Annotated in this window: 18 protein-coding genes and 1 other RNA gene; 16 read left to right on the top strand and 3 right to left on the bottom strand. The window is 64.0% G+C overall.

What is annotated here, in order from left to right:
• The first annotated feature begins 66 nt into the window (after positions 1 to 66).
• From NKH28_RS02315 to NKH28_RS02330, 4 genes are all read left to right on the top strand, one after another.
• Complete coding sequence (locus NKH28_RS02315; RefSeq protein ID WP_352470038.1) at positions 67 to 1,161, top strand: microcin C ABC transporter permease YejB; 1,095 nt, start codon at positions 67 to 69, stop codon at positions 1,159 to 1,161.
• Positions 1,161 to 2,300, top strand: coding sequence for an ABC transporter permease (locus NKH28_RS02320; protein WP_352540489.1), 1,140 nt, complete (start codon positions 1,161 to 1,163; stop codon positions 2,298 to 2,300). Before NKH28_RS02315 ends, NKH28_RS02320 begins: the two co-directional genes overlap by 1 nt.
• On the top strand, positions 2,297 to 3,928 hold the full coding sequence (locus NKH28_RS02325; RefSeq protein WP_352977667.1) for an ABC transporter ATP-binding protein: 1,632 nt from the start codon (positions 2,297 to 2,299) through the stop codon (positions 3,926 to 3,928). The genes NKH28_RS02320 and NKH28_RS02325 overlap by 4 nt, the downstream gene beginning before the upstream one ends.
• A 94-nt stretch (positions 3,929 to 4,022) precedes the next feature.
• Complete coding sequence (locus tag NKH28_RS02330; protein WP_352455091.1) at positions 4,023 to 4,964, top strand: 2-hydroxyacid dehydrogenase; 942 nt, start codon at positions 4,023 to 4,025, stop codon at positions 4,962 to 4,964.
• A 25-nt stretch (positions 4,965 to 4,989) separates the two neighbouring features.
• Here the strand turns inward: NKH28_RS02330 and NKH28_RS02335 are convergent, their stop codons facing one another.
• From NKH28_RS02335 to NKH28_RS02345, 3 genes are read right to left on the bottom strand one after another with little or no spacing between them, the layout of a single operon-like run.
• Positions 4,990 to 5,292 (bottom strand): Dabb family protein, encoded by a 303-nt coding sequence (locus NKH28_RS02335; RefSeq protein ID WP_023676866.1) that lies wholly within the window; start codon positions 5,290 to 5,292, stop codon positions 4,990 to 4,992.
• Positions 5,293 to 5,317: 25 nt separating this feature from the next.
• On the bottom strand, positions 5,318 to 6,259 hold the full coding sequence (gene nudC, locus NKH28_RS02340) for an NAD(+) diphosphatase (RefSeq protein WP_352470042.1): 942 nt from the start codon (positions 6,257 to 6,259) through the stop codon (positions 5,318 to 5,320).
• Between the two features lie 38 nt (positions 6,260 to 6,297).
• Positions 6,298 to 6,717 (bottom strand): HIT family protein, encoded by a 420-nt coding sequence (locus tag NKH28_RS02345; RefSeq protein ID WP_023676868.1) that lies wholly within the window; start codon positions 6,715 to 6,717, stop codon positions 6,298 to 6,300.
• Between the two features lie 358 nt (positions 6,718 to 7,075).
• Between NKH28_RS02345 and ffs the strand changes: the two genes are divergently transcribed.
• The 12 genes from ffs (at position 7,076) to NKH28_RS02405 (ending at position 20,015) form a co-directional block, all read left to right on the top strand.
• An RNA gene (ffs, locus tag NKH28_RS02350) (signal recognition particle sRNA small type) lies at positions 7,076 to 7,172 on the top strand.
• A 104-nt stretch (positions 7,173 to 7,276) separates the two neighbouring features.
• Entirely contained in the window at positions 7,277 to 9,109 is a 1,833-nt protein-coding gene (locus NKH28_RS02355; protein ID WP_352540491.1) for a DNA polymerase III subunit gamma/tau, read from the top strand.
• 31 nt (positions 9,110 to 9,140) lie between these two features.
• Positions 9,141 to 9,464, top strand: coding sequence for a YbaB/EbfC family nucleoid-associated protein (locus tag NKH28_RS02360; RefSeq protein WP_023676870.1), 324 nt, complete (start codon positions 9,141 to 9,143; stop codon positions 9,462 to 9,464).
• A gap of 221 nt (positions 9,465 to 9,685) precedes the next feature.
• On the top strand, positions 9,686 to 10,624 hold the full coding sequence (locus NKH28_RS02365) for a cell wall hydrolase (protein ID WP_352977670.1): 939 nt from the start codon (positions 9,686 to 9,688) through the stop codon (positions 10,622 to 10,624).
• A 241-nt stretch (positions 10,625 to 10,865) separates the two neighbouring features.
• Positions 10,866 to 11,471: a recombination mediator RecR gene (recR, locus tag NKH28_RS02370; protein ID WP_023676872.1), complete on the top strand. Its 606-nt coding sequence runs from the start codon at positions 10,866 to 10,868 to the stop codon at positions 11,469 to 11,471.
• A gap of 178 nt (positions 11,472 to 11,649) precedes the next feature.
• Positions 11,650 to 12,915 (top strand): lytic murein transglycosylase, encoded by a 1,266-nt coding sequence (locus NKH28_RS02375; RefSeq protein WP_352977672.1) that lies wholly within the window; start codon positions 11,650 to 11,652, stop codon positions 12,913 to 12,915.
• Between the two features lie 201 nt (positions 12,916 to 13,116).
• Complete coding sequence (locus tag NKH28_RS02380) at positions 13,117 to 14,760, top strand: ABC transporter substrate-binding protein (protein ID WP_352977674.1); 1,644 nt, start codon at positions 13,117 to 13,119, stop codon at positions 14,758 to 14,760.
• Positions 14,761 to 14,791: 31 nt separating this feature from the next.
• On the top strand, positions 14,792 to 15,859 hold the full coding sequence (locus NKH28_RS02385; protein ID WP_352969681.1) for an ABC transporter permease: 1,068 nt from the start codon (positions 14,792 to 14,794) through the stop codon (positions 15,857 to 15,859).
• Between the two features lie 13 nt (positions 15,860 to 15,872).
• Positions 15,873 to 16,793 carry a nickel transporter permease gene (gene nikC, locus NKH28_RS02390; RefSeq protein WP_352448584.1) on the top strand — a complete coding sequence of 307 codons (921 nt, stop codon included), beginning with the start codon at positions 15,873 to 15,875 and terminating at the stop codon, positions 16,791 to 16,793.
• Positions 16,794 to 16,803: 10 nt separating this feature from the next.
• Positions 16,804 to 17,637 carry an ABC transporter ATP-binding protein gene (locus tag NKH28_RS02395; protein ID WP_254816190.1) on the top strand — a complete coding sequence of 278 codons (834 nt, stop codon included), beginning with the start codon at positions 16,804 to 16,806 and terminating at the stop codon, positions 17,635 to 17,637.
• Positions 17,634 to 18,383: an ABC transporter ATP-binding protein gene (locus tag NKH28_RS02400; RefSeq protein WP_352977675.1), complete on the top strand. Its 750-nt coding sequence runs from the start codon at positions 17,634 to 17,636 to the stop codon at positions 18,381 to 18,383. The genes NKH28_RS02395 and NKH28_RS02400 overlap by 4 nt, the downstream gene beginning before the upstream one ends.
• Positions 18,384 to 18,737: 354 nt before the next feature.
• On the top strand, positions 18,738 to 20,015 hold the full coding sequence (locus NKH28_RS02405; RefSeq protein ID WP_352977677.1) for a 4-aminobutyrate--2-oxoglutarate transaminase: 1,278 nt from the start codon (positions 18,738 to 18,740) through the stop codon (positions 20,013 to 20,015).
• Positions 20,016 to 20,068 lie beyond the last annotated feature (53 nt).

Raw genomic sequence — 20,068 nt, forward strand, 5'->3', positions numbered from 1 at the left:
GCCTGGGGCGATTGCCTTAGGGGCACCTTCAGACACAATGGTCGTCCTCAAGGAGGGTAAAGCCTGATGGGCGCCTACATATTGCGCCGCATCCTTTTGATGATCCCGACCCTGTTCGGTATCATGGCGGTGTCATTTGCCGTCATCCAGTTTGCTCCAGGCGGGCCGGTCGAGCAGGTCATCGCCAGGCTGACCAACCAGGGCGGCAGCGATCGCCTCGGCGGCGGCGGCGGTGATGCCGGCGGCGCCAATGTCGATGTCGCCGGCGACGTCGGCTCGAAATACCGCGGCGCGCAAGGGCTCGATCCCGAATTCATCAAGAAGCTGGAGAAGCAGTTCGGCTTCGACAAGCCGCCGCTCGAGCGCTTCGGCATGATGCTGTGGAACTATCTCCGCTTCGATTTCGGCGACAGCTATTTCCGCGACATATCGGTGCTCGACCTGATCCTGGAAAAGATGCCGGTGTCGATCTCGATCGGGCTGTGGATCACGCTCTTGTCCTATCTGATCTCGATCCCGCTCGGCATCCGCAAGGCGGTCAAGGACGGCTCCACCTTCGACGTCTGGACCAGCGGCGTCGTCATCGTCGGCTACGCCATTCCTGGGTTCCTGTTCGGCATTTTGCTGATGGTGCTGTTTGCCGGCGGCTCGTTCTGGGACTGGTTTCCGCTGCGCGGCATCACCTCCGACAATTGGGACCAGCTGTCGTGGCCGGCGCGGATCGTCGACTATTTCTGGCATATGACCTTGCCGCTGACCGCGCTGGTATTATCGGCCTTCGCCACGACGACGCTTTTGACCAAGAATTCGTTCCTCGAGGAAATCCGCAAGCAATATGTGGTCACAGCCCGCGCCAAGGGCCTGTCGGAGCGGCAGGTGCTTTATGGCCACGTCTTCCGCAACGCCATGCTGATCGTCATCGCCGGTTTCCCCGGTGCCTTCATCTCGGCCTTCTTCACCGGCTCGCTGCTGATCGAGAACATATTTTCGCTCGACGGCCTCGGCCTGCTCGGCTTCAACTCGGTGGTGCAGCGCGACTATCCGGTAGTCTTCGCCAATCTCTACATATTCTCGCTGCTTGGCCTGTTCGTCGGGCTTTTGTCCGACCTGATCTATACCTGGGTCGATCCGCGCATCGATTTCGAGCGGAGAGACGTCTGATGGCGCGGACCATGGCCGAAACGGCGCCGGCTCGGATCGCGCGGCCCTTTCTGTCGCCGCTCAACCAGCGGCGCCTGCAGAACTTCAAGTCCAACCGGCGCGGCTACTGGTCGTTGTGGATATTCCTGTTCCTGTTCGTGCTGTCGCTGGTTTCGGAATTGGTCGCCAACGACAGGCCGATCATCGCCTCCTACAAGGGCGAGATCCTGTTTCCGGTCCTGGTCGCTTATCCCGAGGAGAAGTTCGGCGGCTTCTATGCCGTCACCGACTACCGCGATCCGGTGATCCAGGACGAGATCAACGCCAATGGCTGGATGGTCTGGCCGCCGGTGCGCTACTCCTACCAGACCGTCAACAACGCTATTCCCGAAGCAGCACCGACCAAGCCGTCCTGGCTCTACGACAAGAAGACGCGCTGCAACCAGTATCCGAAAGGCGAGGCAGACCCCAATTGCAACGTCGGCAACTGGAACTGGCTGGGCACCGACGACCAGGCCCGCGACGTGCTGGCGCGCGTCATCTACGGCTTCAGGGTATCGGTGCTGTTCGGCCTGATCCTGACCGCCGGCTCGGCGTTGATCGGCGTGGCGGCCGGCGCCTTGCAGGGCTATTTCGGCGGCTGGACCGACCTTCTGTTCCAGCGCTTCATCGAGATCTGGTCGGCAATACCGGTGCTGTATCTGCTCCTGATCGTCGCCGCCATCCTGCCGCCCGGCTTCTTCATCCTGCTTGGATTGATGCTGCTGTTCTCCTGGGTAGCGCTGGTCGGCGTGGTGCGGGCCGAGTTCCTGCGCGCCCGCAATTTCGAATATGTCAACGCGGCGCGCGCGCTCGGCGTCTCCAACATCACCATCATGTTCCGGCATCTGCTGCCCAATGCCATGGTGGCGACGCTGACCTTCCTGCCCTTCCTGCTCAGCGGCTCGATCTCGACGCTGACCTCGCTCGACTATCTCGGCTTTGGTCTGCCGCCCGGCGCCGCCTCGCTGGGTGAGTTGCTGAAGCAGGCACAGCGCAATCTCAACGCGCCCTGGCTCGGCATTTCCGGCTTCGTCGTCATCTCGCTGATGCTGTCACTGCTGGTCTTCGTCGGCGAGGCCACCCGCGACGCCTTCGATCCGCGCAAGACGTTCAGATGAGCGACACCCCGCTGCTCTCGGTCCAGGATCTCAGCGTCGCCTTCACGCAAGCCGGCGACCAGTCGATCGCCGTCGACCATATTTCCTTCGACCTTGCCAAGGGCGAGACGGTGGCGCTGGTCGGCGAATCCGGCTCCGGCAAGTCGGTCACCGCGCTGTCGGTGCTGAAGCTGCTGCCCTATCCGACCGCCAGCCACCCGTCGGGAAGGATACTGTTCCTCGGCGCCGACCTGCTTGCCGCCGACGAGAGAGACCTGCGCCGCGTGCGCGGCAACAAGATCACCATGATCTTCCAGGAGCCGATGACCTCGCTCAACCCGCTGCATACGATCGAGCAGCAGATCGTCGAGGTATTAAAGCTGCATCAGGGCCTGGGCGATCGCAAAGCCAAGGCGCGCACGCTGGAACTTCTGCACGAGGTCGGCATCCGCGAGCCGGAGAAGCGGCTTGACGCCTATCCGCACCAGCTTTCCGGCGGCCAGCGCCAGCGCGTCATGATCGCCATGTCGCTGGCCAACGAGCCTGAACTTTTGATCGCCGATGAGCCGACGACGGCGCTCGACGTCACCGTCCAGGCGCAGATCCTCGAATTGCTGGCCGGCCTGAAAAGCCGCAAGAACATGTCGATGCTGTTCATCACCCACGACCTCGGCATCGTCAGGAAGATCGCCGACCGGGTCTGCGTGATGACCAAGGGCAAGATCGTCGAGACCGGCCCGACCAAGGAGATATTCGCCAATCCGCAGCACGCCTACACGCGGCATCTGCTTGCCGCCGAGCCGAAAGGCAAGCCGCCGGCGGCCAACCAGGCCGCCAAGCCGGTGATGGTCGGCAAGGACGTCAAGGTCTGGTTCCCGATCAAGAAGGGCTTCTTCCGGCGCACCGTCGACAATGTGAAGGCGGTCGACGGCATCGACGTCACCGTGCGGGCCGGTCAGACGCTTGGCGTCGTCGGCGAATCCGGCTCAGGCAAGACGACGCTCGGCCTGGCGCTGGCCAGGATGATCTCGTCGACCGGGACCATCCAGTTCAACGGACGCGGCATCGATCAGCTGTCCTTCAACGAAATGCGGCCGCTGCGGCGCGAGTTGCAGATCGTCTTCCAGGATCCGTTCGGTTCGCTCAGTCCGCGCATGTCGGTCGCCGAGATCATCGAGGAAGGGTTGAAGATCCATGAGCCGAAGCTGTCGCCTGATGCGCGCGACGAGCGTGTCGTCGACGTGCTGAAGGAAGTCGGCCTCGATCCGGCGACGCGCAACCGCTATCCGCACGAATTCTCCGGCGGCCAGCGCCAGCGCGTCGCCATCGCGCGCGCCATGGTGCTCAACCCGCGTTTCGTCATGCTGGACGAGCCGACCTCGGCGCTCGACATGAGCGTGCAGGCGCAGGTCGTCGACCTATTGCGCAGCCTGCAGGCCAAGCACGACCTCGCCTACCTCTTCATCAGCCACGATCTGAGGGTCATCCGCGCGCTCGCCAACGAAGTCATCGTCATGCGCAACGGCAGGATCGTCGAGGCCGGTCCTTCCGAACAGATTTTCGGCAAACCGCGGACCGACTATACAAAGGCGTTGATCTCGGCCGCCTTCAAGATCGAAACGGCGCCGGTCGGCATCGTCAGCGAGTAGATTTTCGCCAGAGATCATGCACAAAATCAAAACGCAGCCGCGCCTTGCGCGTCGGGACGCGAACGCTGTTGGTAAAAGGGAAAAACAATCCGCAATGGAAAAAGGCCGCATCCTGCTTGCCCTCACCGGTATTCATCCGCTGCGCTGGCGCGAACTGCTGTCGGCGGAGCGCGAGGTGGTGCTCGAGCCGAACGGCGCCGGCGATCCCTCGATCACCTATGCGGTGGTGTGGAAACAGCGGCCGAACCTGTTGTCGTCGCTGCCCAATCTGCGCGCCATCTTCTCGATCGGCGCCGGCGTCGACCACATCTTCGCCGATCCCACCTTGCCCGACGTACCGGTCGTCAAGGTGGTGGCCGACAACCTGACCCAGTACATGACCGAATACGTCGTCTGGCGGGTGCTCGACCACCATCGCCAAGGCATGCTCTACCGCGCCCAGCAGCAGAAGAAGATCTGGCATGAGCCGCAGCAGCGGCCGGCCAGCGACATCTCGGTCGGCATTATGGGGCTCGGCACGCTTGGCCGCGCGGCGGCATCGGTGCTGTTGTCGCTCGGCTTTCCCGTCAATGGCTGGTCGCGCAGCGATCGGCCGATGCAAGGTGTCTCGACTTACGCGGGCGAGGCCGGCCTGATCCCGTTCCTAAACGCCACCGACATCCTGGTGGTGCTGCTGCCGCTGACGCCACAGACGCACGGTATCATCAACCACGGCGTGCTGAAGGAGCTGCGGAAGCGCAACGGCCTCGGCGGCTCGGTGCTGATCAATGCCGGGCGCGGCAGGCTGCAGAAGGACGCCGACATTTTGCGCGCGCTGGACGACGGCACGCTGAAGGAAGCCAGCCTCGACGTTTTCGAGGTCGAGCCGCTGCCGAAGACCAGCCCGCTATGGAGCCACCCCAAAGTGTTCGTGACGCCGCACGCGGCGGCAACTTCCGATCCGGTCCACCTGGCGCCGATCATGCTGCGCCAGATGGACGCCTTCGAGCGCGGCGAAGCGCTGGAAAATGTAGTGGATCGCGACGCCGGGTATTAATTTTTTAGAGCGCCGCTTTCCAGTCTCAGCCCCAGCCGAGCGGCACGTAGTCGATCTCCATAAACGCCTCGACTTCCGGGATCCAGCGGTCGCGGACGAAGGCGACGTGGTCGGGATGGTCGTTGTAGCCGGAATAGGCCCGCTGATCGGCGAACTCCATCGAGAAGCCGAAGCGGTAGTCGTTCTTGGGACTGACCTGCCGCAACTGCTCGAAATGCGTGACGCCCTTTATCGCCGTGAGAATCCTCTTGGCGTCGGCGAGGAACCGTTTTTCCTCGAGCGAATGCGGCGGGTGTTTCAGCGTGAACACGACGGTGTGACGGATCATTTTCTGCTCCTGCGATGTCTTCGTGTCACGCGCTGTCGGCCCACGCGCGGATCAGGTTATAGGCGATCGCGCCTTTCGGCGGCGTCACCAGGCCGCCCGGATGCTCGCGGGCCAGCATCGAGAGCACCTCGTCGCGAAAGAACCAGCGGCAATCTTCCAGCTCGTTGAGGTCGGGCTGGATATCGTCATTGAGCGGTTCGCCGAAGCAGCCGATCATCAGCGAATAGGGGAACGGCCAGGGCTGGCTGGCGTGGTAGACGACGCGGCCGAGCCTGATGCCGGCTTCCTCCAGCGTTTCGCGGCGCACCGCCGCCTCGATCGTCTCGCCCGGCTCGATGAAACCGGCGAGCGCCGAATACATGCCGGGCCCGAAATGCCGGCCGCGGCCGAGCAGGCATTTTTCGCGTGTTGCCGTCAGCATGATCGCCACCGGGTCGGTGCGCGGAAAGTGCTCCGTACCGCAGGCCAGACAATGCCGCTTGTAACCGCCCGCCCGCATCTCGGCTTCGGTGCCGCATTTGCTGCAGAAGCGATGGCTGGCATGCCAGGCGAGCAGCGCCGCCCCTTGCGCCAGCGCGCCGGCGGCCGCTTCGTCGATCAGCCCCTGCATATAGACCGAGCGATAGTCGATCGCCTTGATCGTCTCGGGAAGCTGCTCGGGCTCGACCCCGGCCGGCACCGCCAGCACCGGGCCGCTTTCGGAAAAACCGAGCAGGACGCCGTTTTCGAGCGATGCTTCGAGCGGCCGGCATTCGGCCACGCCGAACCAGGGGTCGAATGCGCCTTGCGCAAGCTTCAGATAGAGCCGGCCGCCACGCATCAGCAAAAGCCGCGCCGAGGGATCGGCGAGTGCCTTTTCGACGGAATCGTCGGCGCGGTTTTCGGACTGCCGGTCGATAATGTTGCCGGCGAAGCCGACGAACTGGCTCGGCTCGCGCAAGGGCGCGTCAAACAGGCGAAAGCTCATGCAGACTCGGGAAGGTTCAAGGTGGACACGGGAGAGGCTTATAGCGCTGCCTTGATCTTTTCCGCAAACTTGCGAAGGTCGGAGCGCTGATAGGGCTCGCGCAGGCCGTGCCCCCACACCGGGCCAGGCCAGCCGGGATCGCCTTCCGAGCGCGCAATGACGTGTACATGCAGCTGGCGCACGATGTTGCCGAGTGCGCCGGTGTTGATCTTGGTGCAGCCGGTCACCCGCTTCAGCGCCAGCGCCACCATGTTGGTCTCGAAGGTCAGCATCGCCTGGTCCAGCGGCGTCATGTCGTGGATTTCCTCGATGCCCGGCCGCTGCGGCACCAGCAGCAGCCATGGCCAGCGGCGGTCGTTCATGACGCGCAATTCGCACAGGCCGAGCCACATCAGCTGTTCGCTGTCGGCTTCCAGCTGGGCGTCAAGCGTGAATCCGGCCTTGAGGCCCGGCAGCATCGGCGTTTCCCTCACTTTTTGACGTTTTTTGAACTCCATCGACGCTAGAGCGGCTTCCGAAGGGCCGCAAGGGGCCAGCAAGCAACATTGGCCGTCGCGGCGCTGATTGTGCGCGAAGAAGTGAGGCCCGGGCAAATTGCATCAGCTTGGCGCTGCCCCGCCGAGGCGACGATTTTGATCGCGGCCACATTTTGTTCTTGCTTTGTGCCGGCAGCTATGCTACTAATCTCGCTATGGTGATTATTCGCACCAACGACCCGCCCGCCGAGGCGGGTTTTTGGTTTCAGCTTTCGCCGTCGCTCAAGGCCCCTATCATCCGCACTTGCATTTCATCGCCGGATTGCCGATATGGAGGCTGGGAGGTTGGTGGTGGACGGTCCACTCGCCAACCGGGTCAGGTCCGGAAGGAAGCAGCCCTAACGAGCCCGGAACGGGTCATTGTTCCAGCCTCCCGCCTCTTCGCCTTTTGCCCCGACATTGACGGCGCCAAGCCGTGCGGGCGAAACTATGCGCAGGAATCGGCCGCCTCCAGTGGCAGCCCTTGGAGCTTAACGGGCGAATGAGCGAAGCCGGAAACGAGGCCGGGAAATTGGACAAGCCTGCCGCCTACCGCGTGTTGGCGCGCAAATACCGACCGTCGAATTTCTCCGAACTGATCGGCCAGGAGCCGATGGTCCGCACGTTGACCAATGCCTTTGCCACCGGCCGCATCGCCCAGGCCTGGATGCTGACCGGTGTGCGTGGCGTCGGCAAGACGACGACCGCGCGCATACTCGCGCGGGCTCTGAACTACAAAACATCGTCCGTCGACCAGCCGTCCGTCGACCTTGCCGTGCTCGGCGAGCATTGCCAGGCGATCATGGAAGGCCGGCATGTCGACGTCATCGAGATGGACGCCGCCTCGCATACCGGCATCGACGACATCAGGGACATCATCGAGCGCGTGCGCTACGCCCCGGTGTCGGCGCGCTACAAGGTCTACATCATCGACGAAGTGCACATGCTTTCCAACCAGGCCTTCAACGGCCTGCTGAAGACGCTGGAAGAGCCGCCGCCGCACGTCAAGTTCATCTTCGCCACCACCGAAATCCGCAAGGTGCCGATCACCGTCCTGTCGCGCTGCCAGCGTTTCGACCTCAGGCGCATCGATGCGGCAATGATCAAGGCCGACCTTGCCAGGATAGCCGGTCTGGAGGGCATCGAAGTCGAAGACGATGCGCTGGCGATGATCGCGCGCGCGGCCGAAGGCTCGATGCGCGATGCGCAGTCGATCCTCGACCAGGCGATCGCCCATGGCGGCGGCGCGGTCAGCGCCGAAGCGGTGCGTGCCATGCTCGGCCTTGCCGACCGTGCCCGCATCGTCGACCTGTTCGAACATGTCATGAAGGGCGACGTCGCCGCCGCACTTGCCGAATTCCGTGCCCAGTACGATACCGGCGCCGATCCTGCCGCGGTGCTGACCGACCTTGCCGAGTTCAACCATCTGGTCACCCGTCTGCGTTTCGTGCCGGCTGCCATCGACGACGCCTCGCTGTCCGAGGACGAGCGCCGGCGCGGCGCCGATTTCGCCAGCACGCTGTCGGTCAAGGTGCTGTCGCGGACGTGGCAGATGCTCTTAAAAGGTATTCCCGAGGTGCAGACCTCCAACCGCCCGGTCAGCGCCGCCGAGATGGTGCTGATCCGGCTGGCCCATGCCGCCGACCTGCCGACGCTGGACGAGGCGCTGAAATCGCTGGAGAACGGCGGTACACTGCCGGGCGCTGCGCCGCGCGTGAATGGCACGCCGGCAAGCCCCGGCCCGGCAAACCATGCGCCTGCAAGCGGTGGCGCCGTGGCGCAGGCGCTGATGCCGACGTCCAATGGCGGCGCCCAGACAATGCGCCTGGTCGAGACGATGCGCCTGGTCGAGGCCGAGCCCGTGCCGACCAACTTCGTTGCTCCGCCGGAGCCGGCGGTCGAGGCGTCGCCGGTGCCGGTGAAATCGCTGGCCGACATTATCGCCCTTGCCGACGCCCAGCGCGACATGGCCTTCAAGGTGCTGGTGAAGCGTTGCGTGCGCCTGGTGCGCATCGAGCCCGGTCGTATCGACGTCAGCCTGACCGACGATGCGCCGAAGATGTTGCTCAATGATTTGACCGCCAAGCTGCGCGCCTGGACGGGCCGCAACTGGCTGGTGTCGCTGTCGAAGGACGAGGGCGGCCAGACCTTGGCCGAGATGGAATCGACAAAGCGCGAAAACGCCTTCCTCGATGCCAAGAGCGACCCGACGGTCGCCGCCATCCTGGCGCGCTTTCCCGGTGCCAAGATCATCGACGTGCGCATTCCCGACGCGCCGGAAGCCGACGAGGCCGAAGTGCCGGTCGAGCCGCCGGCCGACGACGACGAAACCTGAACAACCAGGACCAGCTGCAAAGGACCGTGCGATGAAAGACCTTCTCGGCATGATGGGCAAGGCAAAGGAAATGCAGGCCAAGTTCCAGGCCATGCAGGATGAGATCGCCACGCTGGAAGCCACCGGGCAGGCCGGCGGCGGCCTGGTCAGCGTGACGCTGACCGGCAAATTCGAGATGAAGTCGCTGAAGATCGACCCGTCGCTGTTCAAGGAAGACGAGGTCGAGATTCTCGAGGACCTGCTTCTCGCTGCCCACAACGACGCCAGGACCAAGGTCGAGCAGATCATGCAGGAGAAGACCAGGGCGCTGACCGCGGGCCTACCGATCCCGCCGGGAATGAAACTGCCGTTCTAAGGTGTGTTGATATCCAGGTGATGCCGGCCTGCAAACGGCGGCTTCCTGCGCTTCCGGTGCTCACGAAACATACGCTCCGCTCCGGTTCTCGGAAGCCCGCCAACTGTGTCTATTGGGCAACTCCCCACACTTAATAACGCTTTAGCCATCTTTTTGCCTGAAAGTGTCTCATTCTTGCCGCAACCAGGGGCGGGCTGGCAGCAGAATTGAGGGGACACCTGTTGATCTCTACCCGATGGAAGACGCCGTTGCGGCTCGGCGTCGTTATCTCGCCGCTGTTTTTGGCCGCTTGCAGTCAGACCGCCTCGCACGGCATGTCCAGCCTGACCGATGCCATTACGCCGAGTTTCCTGAGCTCGCGCTCCTACAATTCCACGCCGAAGGAGAAGGAATGCCTGGAGCGGGCGATGTTCTTCGAGTCCAACCGCTCCAGCCGTGACGGCATGATTGCGGTCGGCACCGTGGTGATGAACCGGCTGCGGTCCGGCAATCACGGCAACACCATCTGCCAGGTCGTCGGCGAGCGCGGGCAGTTCGCGCCGGGCGTCATGACACGGCCGATGAATTCGAAGGCGATGCCCGACGTCGAGGAAGCCGCCGAGGCGGTGCTCAAGGGCGAGCGCAAAGCCAAGCTGAAGAACACCATGTATTTCCACACCGCCGGCCTGCGCTTCCCCTACAAGAACATGCACTACACCATGGTCGCCGGCGGCAATGCCTTTTATGAAAAGCGCGGCCGCAACTGGCAGCCGCTGCCGGACGAACCGGTGGTCGCCATGGCCCAGGCCAAGCCGCAAGCGCCTGCCGCTCAGGCCATACTTGTCGCCTCGGCGGAGCCGGCTCGCGAGGTCAAGCCGACATTTGCCAAGGCAACCCATGTTACCGCCGCCGCATCGCTGCCGGCAAAACAGACAAGGGTGACCGCCGGAATGGCGACCCCGGAGAAGGCGACGGCGGAGAAGCCGATGCTTGTGGCGCTGCAGGAACCAATGCAGGAGCCGGATGCGGCCCGTTTTGGCGGAACCGCGAGCGAGCGGCCTGTCACCTCCTTCCAGGCCGCGCCGGCAGAGCCGACAATGTCGTTCGAGGCGACGCCCGAGAACACCGACGCCATCGGCGCGATGATCGCCGGCCAGACCCGGCCACTGGAAGAAAACTGAGGCGGCAGCACTGGCCGCGACGTCGGCCTTCCCTTCTCCCCTTGTGGGAGAAGGTGGCCTCGCGGAGCGAGGTCGGATGAGGGGTGCTCCAGCTTGGCATCGACGGCGCTCCGGCCAACACCCCTCAACCGTCTTGGCGCTGCGCGCCAATCCACCTTCTCCCACAAGGGGAGAAGGGAAGAGCGGAGCCCCTGGCCGCTCAACTGTTCCAAAGCGCGCGGAAAAATCCTAAACCGGTGCGATGTCGAAGCGAATCGCCGGTCCCGAGATCGAACGCCTGATCCAGCTGCTGGCCAAGGTGCCGGGGCTCGGTCCGCGTTCGGCACGCCGTGCCGCGCTCCACCTCATCAAGAAGAAGGAACAGCTGCTGGCGCCGCTCGCCGCCGCCATGGGCGAGGCGGTCGACAAGGTGCGCATCTGCTCGACCTGCGGCAATGTCGATACCTCGGATCCATGCATGATCTGCACCGACCCCCGCCGCGACCCCACTACGCTCATCGTCGTCGAGGACGTGGCCGACCTTTGGGCGCTGGAGCGGGCGACAGCCATGAACGTGCGCTACCATGTGCTCGGCGGTACGCTGTCGCCGCTCGACGGCATTGGTCCTGATGAGCTCAACATCCGTTCGCTGGTCGATCGCGTCGCCGGCGGCGAAGTCAAGGAAGTGATCCTCGCCGTCAACGCCACGGTCGAGGGCCAGACCACCGCGCACTACCTCACCGACCAGCTTTCCGGCTTCGACATCAAGGTGACGCGCCTGGCGCACGGTGTTCCGGTCGGCGGCGAACTCGATTATCTCGACGAAGGCACGCTGGCCGCCGCGCTGAAGTCGCGGACAGTGTTTTGAGGCGAGTTGCTGGGAGAGTGCTTCCGAGATGATTGCATTCTGTCGCGCCCCCCTCTGTCCTGCCGGACATCTCCCCCACGAGGGGGGAGATTGGCAGCCTCGATATCCCCGCCAAGCTTGCGACGTTGAAGATTGGCGAACACAGACGCGACAGCCAATCTCCCCCCTGGAGGGGGAGATGTCCGGCAGGACAGAGGGGGGCGCGACAGGACGCCGACTTCGCAGGCTGGCCGTCGCGTTTTTTCTCGCCTTCCTCCTCGCCACTCCCGCCTCCGCCGCAAAAATCGACGACCAGTTCCGCGCCTGGCTTGGCAACGACCTCTGGCCCGAAGCCAATGCCAAAGGCATCTCCAGGAAAACCTTCGATGCCGCCTTCGAAGGCGTCAAGCCGAACTTGAAGCTGCCCGACCTGGTGAAGCCGGGCGAGAAGGCGACGACGCCGCAGAAGCAGCATCAGGCCGAGTTCGGTTCGCCGGGCGCCTATTTCGCTGAAAAGATAGTCCGAGCGGTGACCGCCGGCGGCCGCACCCGCGAGGCGACCAACGCTAGGACTCTTGCCGCGATCGAGAAACGCTACGGCGTGCCTGGCGAAGTGCTGCTGGCGATCTGGGGCCGCGAGAGCGGCTTCGGCGCGGCGAAGATGCCTTATGACGCCTTCGAGGTGCTGGGCACCAAGGCGTTCATGTCGACCAAGAAGGAATTCTTCCGCACCGAGCTCTTGGCTGCGCTCGAGATCGTCGAGCGCGGGCTTGCCCCGGTCGGCGCGATGAAATCGTCTTGGGCAGGCGCGCTTGGCCAGCCGCAGTTCATGCCGACATCGTTCCTCAAGCATGCCGTCGATTTCGACGGCGACGGCCGCACCGACATCTGGAATTCGACGCCCGATATACTGGCCTCGATCGCCAATTATCTCGTCCATTATGGCTGGGTCAGGGGCCGCGGCTGGGGCTTCGAGGTGACTGTGCCGGACAGCGTCCCGTGCTCGCTCGAAGGTCCGGACCAGGGCAAGAAGATTTCCCAATGGGCTGATATGGGCATCAGGCGTGTGTCGGGTAAACCGTTCCCGCCGAGCGAACTGAAAGCCGAGGGCTTTCTTTTGATGCCGGCCGGGCGTAGCGGCCCGGCCTTCATCGTCACCCCCAATTTCTATGTGCTGAAGCAGTATAACACCAGCGATCTCTATGCCCTGTTCATCGGCCATGGCGCCGATCGCATCGCCCATGGCGACAGCAATTTCTCGGGCAATTGGGGCGCAGTCGGCGGGCTCTACCGCTCCGACATCGCCGCCCTGCAGCGGGCGCTGGAAGCCAAGGGCTACGATGTCGGCAGCGCCGACGGCCTGCCTGGCTTCAAGACGCGCCGCTCGATCGGCAAATGGCAGGCCAGCAACGGCCGTTCCGCTACCTGCTTTCCCGACGCCGACCTGGTTACCGCGCTGAAATAGCCGGATTTTCGCACCGCCGGTCTGGCCCAATCGACCGTTCTGCAAATGCTCGTTGCCGCGCTCGAAACCGCCGGATATGGTGAACCGGAACCGCATAAAAAGTTGCCAAGACAACGGTCCGGGGATCACCGTTCGACGCGGCAAGAAATGCCACAACCCTGAGCCGGGAACTCAGGTCAACAAAAACAGGGAACAGTTAAAATGATGATGGAAAAGTTTGCTCTACGCTCCCGCTTCTTGCTCGCGGGCGCGGCCATGTCCGCGCTGCTTCTGGCCGGTGCGCCTGCCTTCGCGGTCACGCCCGCCGACACGCTGGTCGAGGGTTTCGCCATCGACGACATCATCACCATGGATCCGGGCGAAGCATTCGAATTGTCGACCGCAGAGGTCACCGGCAACACCTATGATCTTCTGGTACGCCTCGACCTCAGCGACACATCCAAGGTCAAGGGCGATCTCGCCGAAAGCTGGAGCGTCTCCGACGACGGCCTGACCTACACGTTCAAGCTCAAGCCCGGCCTCAAATTCGCCTCCGGCAATCCGATCACAGCGGCGGACGTCGCCTATTCGTTCGAGCGCGCCATCAAGCTCGACAAGAGCCCGGCCTTTATTATCGGCCAGTTCGGTATCGATGGCGGCAACGTCACCGAGAAAGCCAAGGCCGTTGATGACACCACGTTCCAGTTCACCGTCGACAAGGCCTACGCGCCGAGCTTCGTGCTGAACTGCCTGTCGGCGACGGTCGCCTCGGTCGTCGACGCCAAGCTGGTCAAGGAGCATGTCGCCGCGGTCACGCCGAGCGCCGACTACAAATGGGACAATGATTTCGGCAACGCCTGGCTGAAGACCGGCTATGCCGGCTCCGGTGCCTTCAAACTGCGCGAATGGCGCGCCAACGAGGCCGTCGTCCTTGAGCGCAACGATAATTATTACGGCGACAAGGCCAAGCTTGCCCGCGTCATCTATCGCAACATGAAGGAAAGTTCGGGCCAGCGCCTTGCGCTGGAAGCCGGCGACATCGACGTTGCGCGCAATCTCGAGCCGAACGACCTTGATGCCATCGCCAAGAATGCCGACCTCACCACCACCAGCGCGCCGAAGGGCACGGTCTATTACATCAGCCTCAACCAGAAGAACGCCAACCTGGCCAAGCCCGAGGTTCGCCAGGCCTTCAAATACCTGGTCGACTACGACGCCTTGAGCTCGACCATCCTCAAGGGCATCGGCGAGATCCATCAGACCTTCCTGCCCAAGGGCGTGCTTGGCGAACTGGACGAGAATCCGTTCAAGCTCGACGTCGCCAAGGCCAAGGAACTGCTCGCCAAGGCCGGCCTCGCCGACGGCTTCAGCGTCACCATGGACGTGCGTACCGGGCAGCCGACGACGGGCATGGCGGAATCGATCCAGCAGACGCTGGGACAGGCCGGCATCAAGCTGGAGATCATCCCCGGCGACGGCAAGCAGACGCTGACCAAATACCGCGCCCGCAACCACGACATCTATATCGGCCAGTGGGGCCAGGATTATTTCGATCCGAACTCCAACGCCCAGACCTTCGCCAGCAACCCCGACAATTCGGATGAAGGCAAGACCAAGACGCTGGCCTGGCGGAACGCCTGGGACATCCCGGACCTGACCAAGCAGACCGAAGCCGCCCTGCTCGAGAAGGACGCGGCCAAGCGCGCCGCAATGTACCAGGATCTTGAGAAGAAGATCCTCGATACCAGCCCCTTCGTCATCATCCACCAGCAGCTGGAAGTGGCCGGCCTGCGCAAGAACCTCAAGGGTTTTGCGCTCGGCCCGAGCTTCGACACCAACTTCGTCGGCCCCGTCTCGAAAGAGTGATGCCGGGGAGTGACGCCGGCGGACGCGCCGTATGAGCGTAGTTGAAAGCGAAGTGACGGCAGGGCGCGGCGGCGCCCGCGCCGTTGCCGTGACCTCATCGATCGCCCGGTTCCTGGTCATCGCGATAACGACTTATCTCGGTCTGCTCGCGGTGACCTTCTTCATCGGCCGCGTGATCCCAATCGACCCGGTGCTGGCGGTGCTCGGCGACCGGGCGCCGGCCAACGTCGTCGAGCGAACGCGCCGCGAGATGGGCCTCGACCTGCCGCTGGTCGAGCAGTTCTACATCTATGTCAAACATGCCCTGAACGGTGATTTCGGCACCTCGGTGCTGACCACCAATCCGGTGATGACCGATATCCGCCGCGCCTTTCCGGCGACGCTCGAACTGGCGACATTGGGAACATTGATCGGTTCGGTGATCGGCGTGCCGCTTGGCGTGCTGGCCGCCGTGCGGCGCGGCAGCGTCATCGACCAGATCGTGCGCATCATCGGCCTTGTCGGCTATTCCGTGCCGATCTTCTGGCTGGGGCTGCTGGCGCTGGTGCTGTTCTACGCCAAGCTGCAATGGGTCGCCTTTCCCGGCCGGCTCGACGTCGTCTACGAATACACCTTCACGCCGATTACCGGCTTTTACCTGCTGGATGCGCTCTGGCAGCGGCAGTGGGACGTATTTGCCGATGCCTTCCGCCACATCATCCTGCCGGCCTCGCTGCTCGGCTATTTCTCGCTCGCCTACATCAGCCGCATGACGCGCTCGTTCATGCTGAACGAACTCACCCAGGAATACATCGTCGCAGCGCGCGCCAAGGGCCTGTCGGAAACGCGCGTCATCTGGGGTCACGCGCTGCGCAACGCCGCGGTGCCGATGGTCACGGTGATCGCTCTGTCCTATGCCGGGCTGCTCGAAGGCTCGGTGCTGACCGAGACAGTGTTTTCGTGGCCGGGCATCGGCCTCTACATCACCAACTCGCTGCAGAACGCCGACATGAATGCCGTGCTTGGCGGCACGATCATCATTGGCTCGGTCTTCATCGCCATCAATCTATTCTCCGACCTGCTCTACCGGCTGCTCGACCCAAGGACCAAGGCAGGATGAGGACCAAGGCAGGATGAGCACGGAAGCGATTCAAACTCGCCGCGACTGGCTGCTCAGCGAGCGGCCGGCGTCGCGCGTCCAGGCGAGGCTCGGCCGCGCCTATGTGGCGTGGCGGCGCTTTTCCGCCAACCGGCTGGCGTTTGCCGGCCTGCTCATCATCGTCGCCCTGCTGGTGGTCGCGGCATTCGCCGATGTGCTGGCGCCCTATTCGCCGACATTCGGCGACCTCAAGGGCTCGCGGCTCCTGGCGCCCAGTGCGGCGCACTGGTTCGGCACCGACGATCTCGGCCGCGATATCTATTCGCGCATCATCTTCGGCTCGCGCTGGACACTCTACGTCGTCATTCTGGTTGCCATTATCGCCGCGCCCATCGGCTTGCTGGTCGGCACCGTCGCCGGTTACGCCGGCGGCTGGACCGATGCGATCCTGATGCGCATCACCGACATCTTTCTCGCCTTTCCGAAGCTGATCCTGGCGCTGGCCTTTGTCGCGGCGCTCGGCCCCGGCATCGAAAATGCCGTGCTTGCCATCGCCATCACCTCGTGGCCGCCCTATGCCCGCATTGCCCGCGCCGAAACGCTGACGGTGCGCAATTCCGATTACATCAAGGCGGTGCAATTGATGGGCGCCTCGCCGTTTCGCATCGTGCTTCGCCACATCATGCCGCTCTGCATCTCCTCGCTGATCATCAGGGTGACGCTCGACATGGCCGGCATCATCCTGACCGCGGCCGGCCTCGGCTTCCTCGGCCTCGGCGCGCAGCCGCCGCTGCCCGAATGGGGCGCGATGATCGCGTCGGGCCGCCGCTTCGTGCTCGATCAGTGGTGGGTGGCGGGCGCGCCGGGCTTTGCCATCCTCATCGTCAGCCTCGGCTTCAACCTGCTCGGCGACGGCCTGCGCGACGCGCTCGATCCCCGAAGCGGTGACCAATGAGTGGCGACCAATGAGCACGCTTCTCGAAGTCGACGACCTGCGCGTTACCTTCCCGACGCGCACCGGCCTGATCGAGGCGGTGCGCGGCGTTTCCTTCTCGCTCGGCCGCGAGCGGCTCGGCATCGTCGGCGAGAGCGGTTCGGGCAAGTCGCAGACCGGCCGCGCCATCATGGGCGTCACCCCGCCGCAGGCCGAGGTGACCGCGAAGACGCTCGCTTTTGACGGCATCGACCTGCTGGCCGCCTCGCCGCGCGAGCGCCGCGCGCTGCGCGGCAAGCGTATCGCCATGATCCTGCAGGATCCGAAATATTCGCTCGACCCGGTGATGAGCATCGGCCGCCAGATCGTCGAGACGCTGCGCACGCATGAGAAGGTCTCCAAGGCCGAAGCCCGCGACCGCGCGCTGGCCATGCTGGAGGCGGTGCAGATCCGCGATCCGGCCCGTGTCTTCGACCTGCATCCGCACGAGGTTTCCGGCGGCATGGGCCAGCGCGCCATGATCGCCATGATGCTGATCGCCGGGCCGGAAATGATGATCGCCGACGAGCCGACCTCGGCACTCGACGTCACTGTCCAGCTCGACGTGCTCGGCATCCTCGACCGGCTGGTCAGCGAGCGCGGCATGGGGCTGATCTTCATCTCGCACGATCTGCGCCTGGTCTCGTCCTTCTGCGATCGTGTCATCGTCATGTATGCCGGCAAGGTGGTCGAACAGCTCAAAGCCTCGGAGCTCGGCCGCGCCCAGCATCCCTATACGCGCGGCCTGCTCAACTGCATGCCCAAGATCGGCGCCGACCGTCACCCGCTGCCGGTGCTCGACCGCAAGCCGGAGTGGGCAGCATGACGGCAGCCCTTTCCGTCGACAGGCTGGAGGTGCTCTTCGACCGCTTCCGCGCGTTGAAAGGCGTCAGCCTCGAGGTCGAATCCGGTGAATCCTTCGGTCTGGTCGGCGAGTCCGGCTCCGGCAAGTCGACGTTGCTCAGGGCAATCGCCGGCCTGGCGCCGGCCGCTTCGGGCACCATCGCGGTCAACGGCAAAACGCTCGGCGCGCGCCGCGACAAGGCGTTCTACCGCGAGGTGCAGATGGTCTTCCAGGACCCGTACGGTTCGCTGCACCCGCGCCAGACCGTCGACCGCCTGCTGCAGGAGCCGCTCGCCATTCACGGCTTCACCGACGGCGAAAAGCGCATCCAGCGGGCACTCGACGAGGTCGGCCTCGGCACCGGGTTCCGCTTTCGCTATTCGCATCAATTGTCCGGCGGTCAACGCCAGCGCGTGGCGATCGCCCGCGCCCTGATTCTGGAACCGTCGATCCTGCTGCTCGACGAGCCGACCTCGGCGCTCGACGCTTCGGTGCAGGCGGAGGTGCTGAACCTGCTGGAAGAGATCAGGCGCCGCCGCAAGCTGACCTTCCTGATGGTCAGCCACGACCTAGCCATCATCACCCACATGTGCGAACGGCTGATGGTGATGCAGAACGGCGAGGCGATGGAGAATCTGACCGCGGACGATCTTGTCGAACGCCGTGTCACCAAGGATTATACGCGCAATTTGCTGAGGGCCAGCGAGGGGTTCGTGCGGACGGCGTGAGTAGGCTTGCTTTCAATTCCCCGCGTCGTGTTCTTTCGCGCCCCCCTCTGGCCTGCCGGCCATCTCCCCCACGGGTGGGGAGATTGGCTGTCACCACTGATTTCGCCAATCGCCAACGTTATAGAAGGAACGCTGCCGACGAAGCTGCCAATCTCCCTCCTTGTGGGGGAGATGTCCGGCAGGACAGAGGGGGGCGCGAAGGAACGGGACTTGGCAACTTTGTGTCAGGTCGCCCGCCGGACGGGCAGGCCCAATCGCCCGCCGCCAGTGCCAACTTGAGGAAAACCTGAAATAAGCCCAGAAGAGTCTCAACAGCCATCAACGAGAGCGGGCGCCGGCCCGGTGAGGGATACGATGACAAATTCAGCCATTTCCGAACGCAAGAGCCAGTCGATTTCGCGCGGCGTCGGCATGACCACTCAGATCTATGCCGATCGCGCCGAAAACTCGGAGATCTGGGATGTGGAAGGCCGCCGCTATATCGATTTTTCGTCCGGCATCGCCGTCGTCAACACCGGCCACCGTCACCCCAGGGTGATCGAAGCGGTCAAGGCGCAGCTCGACCGCTTCACCCACACCTGCTATCAGGTCGTGCCCTATGAGAGCTATATCAGGCTGGCCGAACGGCTGAATGGCATGCTGCCCGGCAAGTTCGACAAGAAGACGATCTTCGTCACCACCGGCGCCGAGGCGGTCGAGAACGCGATCAAGATCGCGCGCAACGCCACCGGCCGGCCGGCGGTCATCGCTTTTTCCGGCGGCTTTCACGGCCGCACCTTCATGGGCATGGCGCTGACCGGCAAGGTTGTGCCCTACAAGGTCGGCTTCGGCGCCATGCCGGCGGATGTCTTCCATGCGCCGTTCCCGGTTGCACTGCACGGCGTGTCGGTCGCCGATTCGCTGGCTGCGCTCGACCGGCTGTTCAAGGCCGACGTCGATCCGGCCCGCGTTGCCGCCATCATCGTCGAGCCGGTGCAGGGCGAGGGCGGCTTCTACGAGGCGCCGCGCGATTTCATGACCGCATTGCGCAAGATCTGCGATCAGCATGGCATGCTGCTGATCGCCGACGAGGTGCAGACCGGCTTTGCCCGCACCGGCAAGATGTTCGCCATGGACCACCACGAAGTGGCGGCCGACATCACCACCATGGCCAAGAGCCTGGCCGGCGGCTTCCCCTTGGCAGCGGTCACCGGGCGTGCCGAGGTCATGGATGCGCCGAACCCCGGCGGACTCGGCGGCACCTATGGCGGCAGCCCGATCGGCGTCGCCGCGGCGCATGCCGTGCTCGACGTCATCGACGAGGAGAAGCTCTGCGACCGGGCCAACACGCTGGGCAACCGTCTGAAGCAGCGCCTGCAATCGATCCGCGACGAAGCCCCGGAGATCGTCGATATCAGAGGCCCCGGCTTCATGAACGCGGTCGAGTTCAACGATGTGGCGAAGGGCCTGCCGTCTCCGGAACTCGCCAATGCGGTCCGGCTGAAGGCGCTCGACAAGGGCCTGATCCTGCTGACCTGCGGCGTCTACGGCAACGTCATCCGCTTCCTCGCGCCGATCACCATCCAGGATGGCGTCATGAACGAGGCGCTCGACATTCTGGAAAGTTCGATCCGCGAGGCCCGCGCCGCCTGAGCGGCGAGGATATCGCCTAGATTCAACTGCGGCGAAGGCCGAGATAGGTGGCA

This window comes from Mesorhizobium sp. M1227 (genome assembly GCF_040318315.1).
In the GTDB taxonomy this organism is placed as follows: Bacteria; Pseudomonadota; Alphaproteobacteria; order Rhizobiales; family Rhizobiaceae; genus Mesorhizobium.

Bases quoted from the DNA above. Each gene is read 5' to 3' on its own strand.
- NKH28_RS02405 (WP_352977677.1), top strand. From the start codon at position 18,738: ATGACAAATTCAGCCATTTCCGAACGCAAGAGCCAGTCGATTTCGCGC.
- NKH28_RS02395 (WP_254816190.1), top strand. From the start codon at position 16,804: ATGAGCACGCTTCTCGAAGTCGACGACCTGCGCGTTACCTTCCCGACG.
- NKH28_RS02375 (WP_352977672.1), top strand. From the start codon at position 11,650: ATGTCCGGCAGGACAGAGGGGGGCGCGACAGGACGCCGACTTCGCAGG.
- NKH28_RS02345 (WP_023676868.1), bottom strand. From the start codon at position 6,717: ATGCTGCCGGGCCTCAAGGCCGGATTCACGCTTGACGCCCAGCTGGAA.
- NKH28_RS02400 (WP_352977675.1), top strand. From the start codon at position 17,634: ATGACGGCAGCCCTTTCCGTCGACAGGCTGGAGGTGCTCTTCGACCGC.
- recR (WP_023676872.1), top strand. From the start codon at position 10,866: ATGTCGAAGCGAATCGCCGGTCCCGAGATCGAACGCCTGATCCAGCTG.
- NKH28_RS02315 (WP_352470038.1), top strand. From the start codon at position 67: ATGGGCGCCTACATATTGCGCCGCATCCTTTTGATGATCCCGACCCTG.
- NKH28_RS02385 (WP_352969681.1), top strand. From the start codon at position 14,792: ATGAGCGTAGTTGAAAGCGAAGTGACGGCAGGGCGCGGCGGCGCCCGC.
- NKH28_RS02320 (WP_352540489.1), top strand. From the start codon at position 1,161: ATGGCGCGGACCATGGCCGAAACGGCGCCGGCTCGGATCGCGCGGCCC.
- NKH28_RS02360 (WP_023676870.1), top strand. From the start codon at position 9,141: ATGAAAGACCTTCTCGGCATGATGGGCAAGGCAAAGGAAATGCAGGCC.
- nikC (WP_352448584.1), top strand. From the start codon at position 15,873: ATGAGCACGGAAGCGATTCAAACTCGCCGCGACTGGCTGCTCAGCGAG.
- NKH28_RS02355 (WP_352540491.1), top strand. From the start codon at position 7,277: ATGAGCGAAGCCGGAAACGAGGCCGGGAAATTGGACAAGCCTGCCGCC.
- NKH28_RS02335 (WP_023676866.1), bottom strand. From the start codon at position 5,292: ATGATCCGTCACACCGTCGTGTTCACGCTGAAACACCCGCCGCATTCG.
- nudC (WP_352470042.1), bottom strand. From the start codon at position 6,259: ATGAGCTTTCGCCTGTTTGACGCGCCCTTGCGCGAGCCGAGCCAGTTC.
- NKH28_RS02380 (WP_352977674.1), top strand. From the start codon at position 13,117: ATGATGATGGAAAAGTTTGCTCTACGCTCCCGCTTCTTGCTCGCGGGC.
- NKH28_RS02325 (WP_352977667.1), top strand. From the start codon at position 2,297: ATGAGCGACACCCCGCTGCTCTCGGTCCAGGATCTCAGCGTCGCCTTC.
- NKH28_RS02330 (WP_352455091.1), top strand. From the start codon at position 4,023: ATGGAAAAAGGCCGCATCCTGCTTGCCCTCACCGGTATTCATCCGCTG.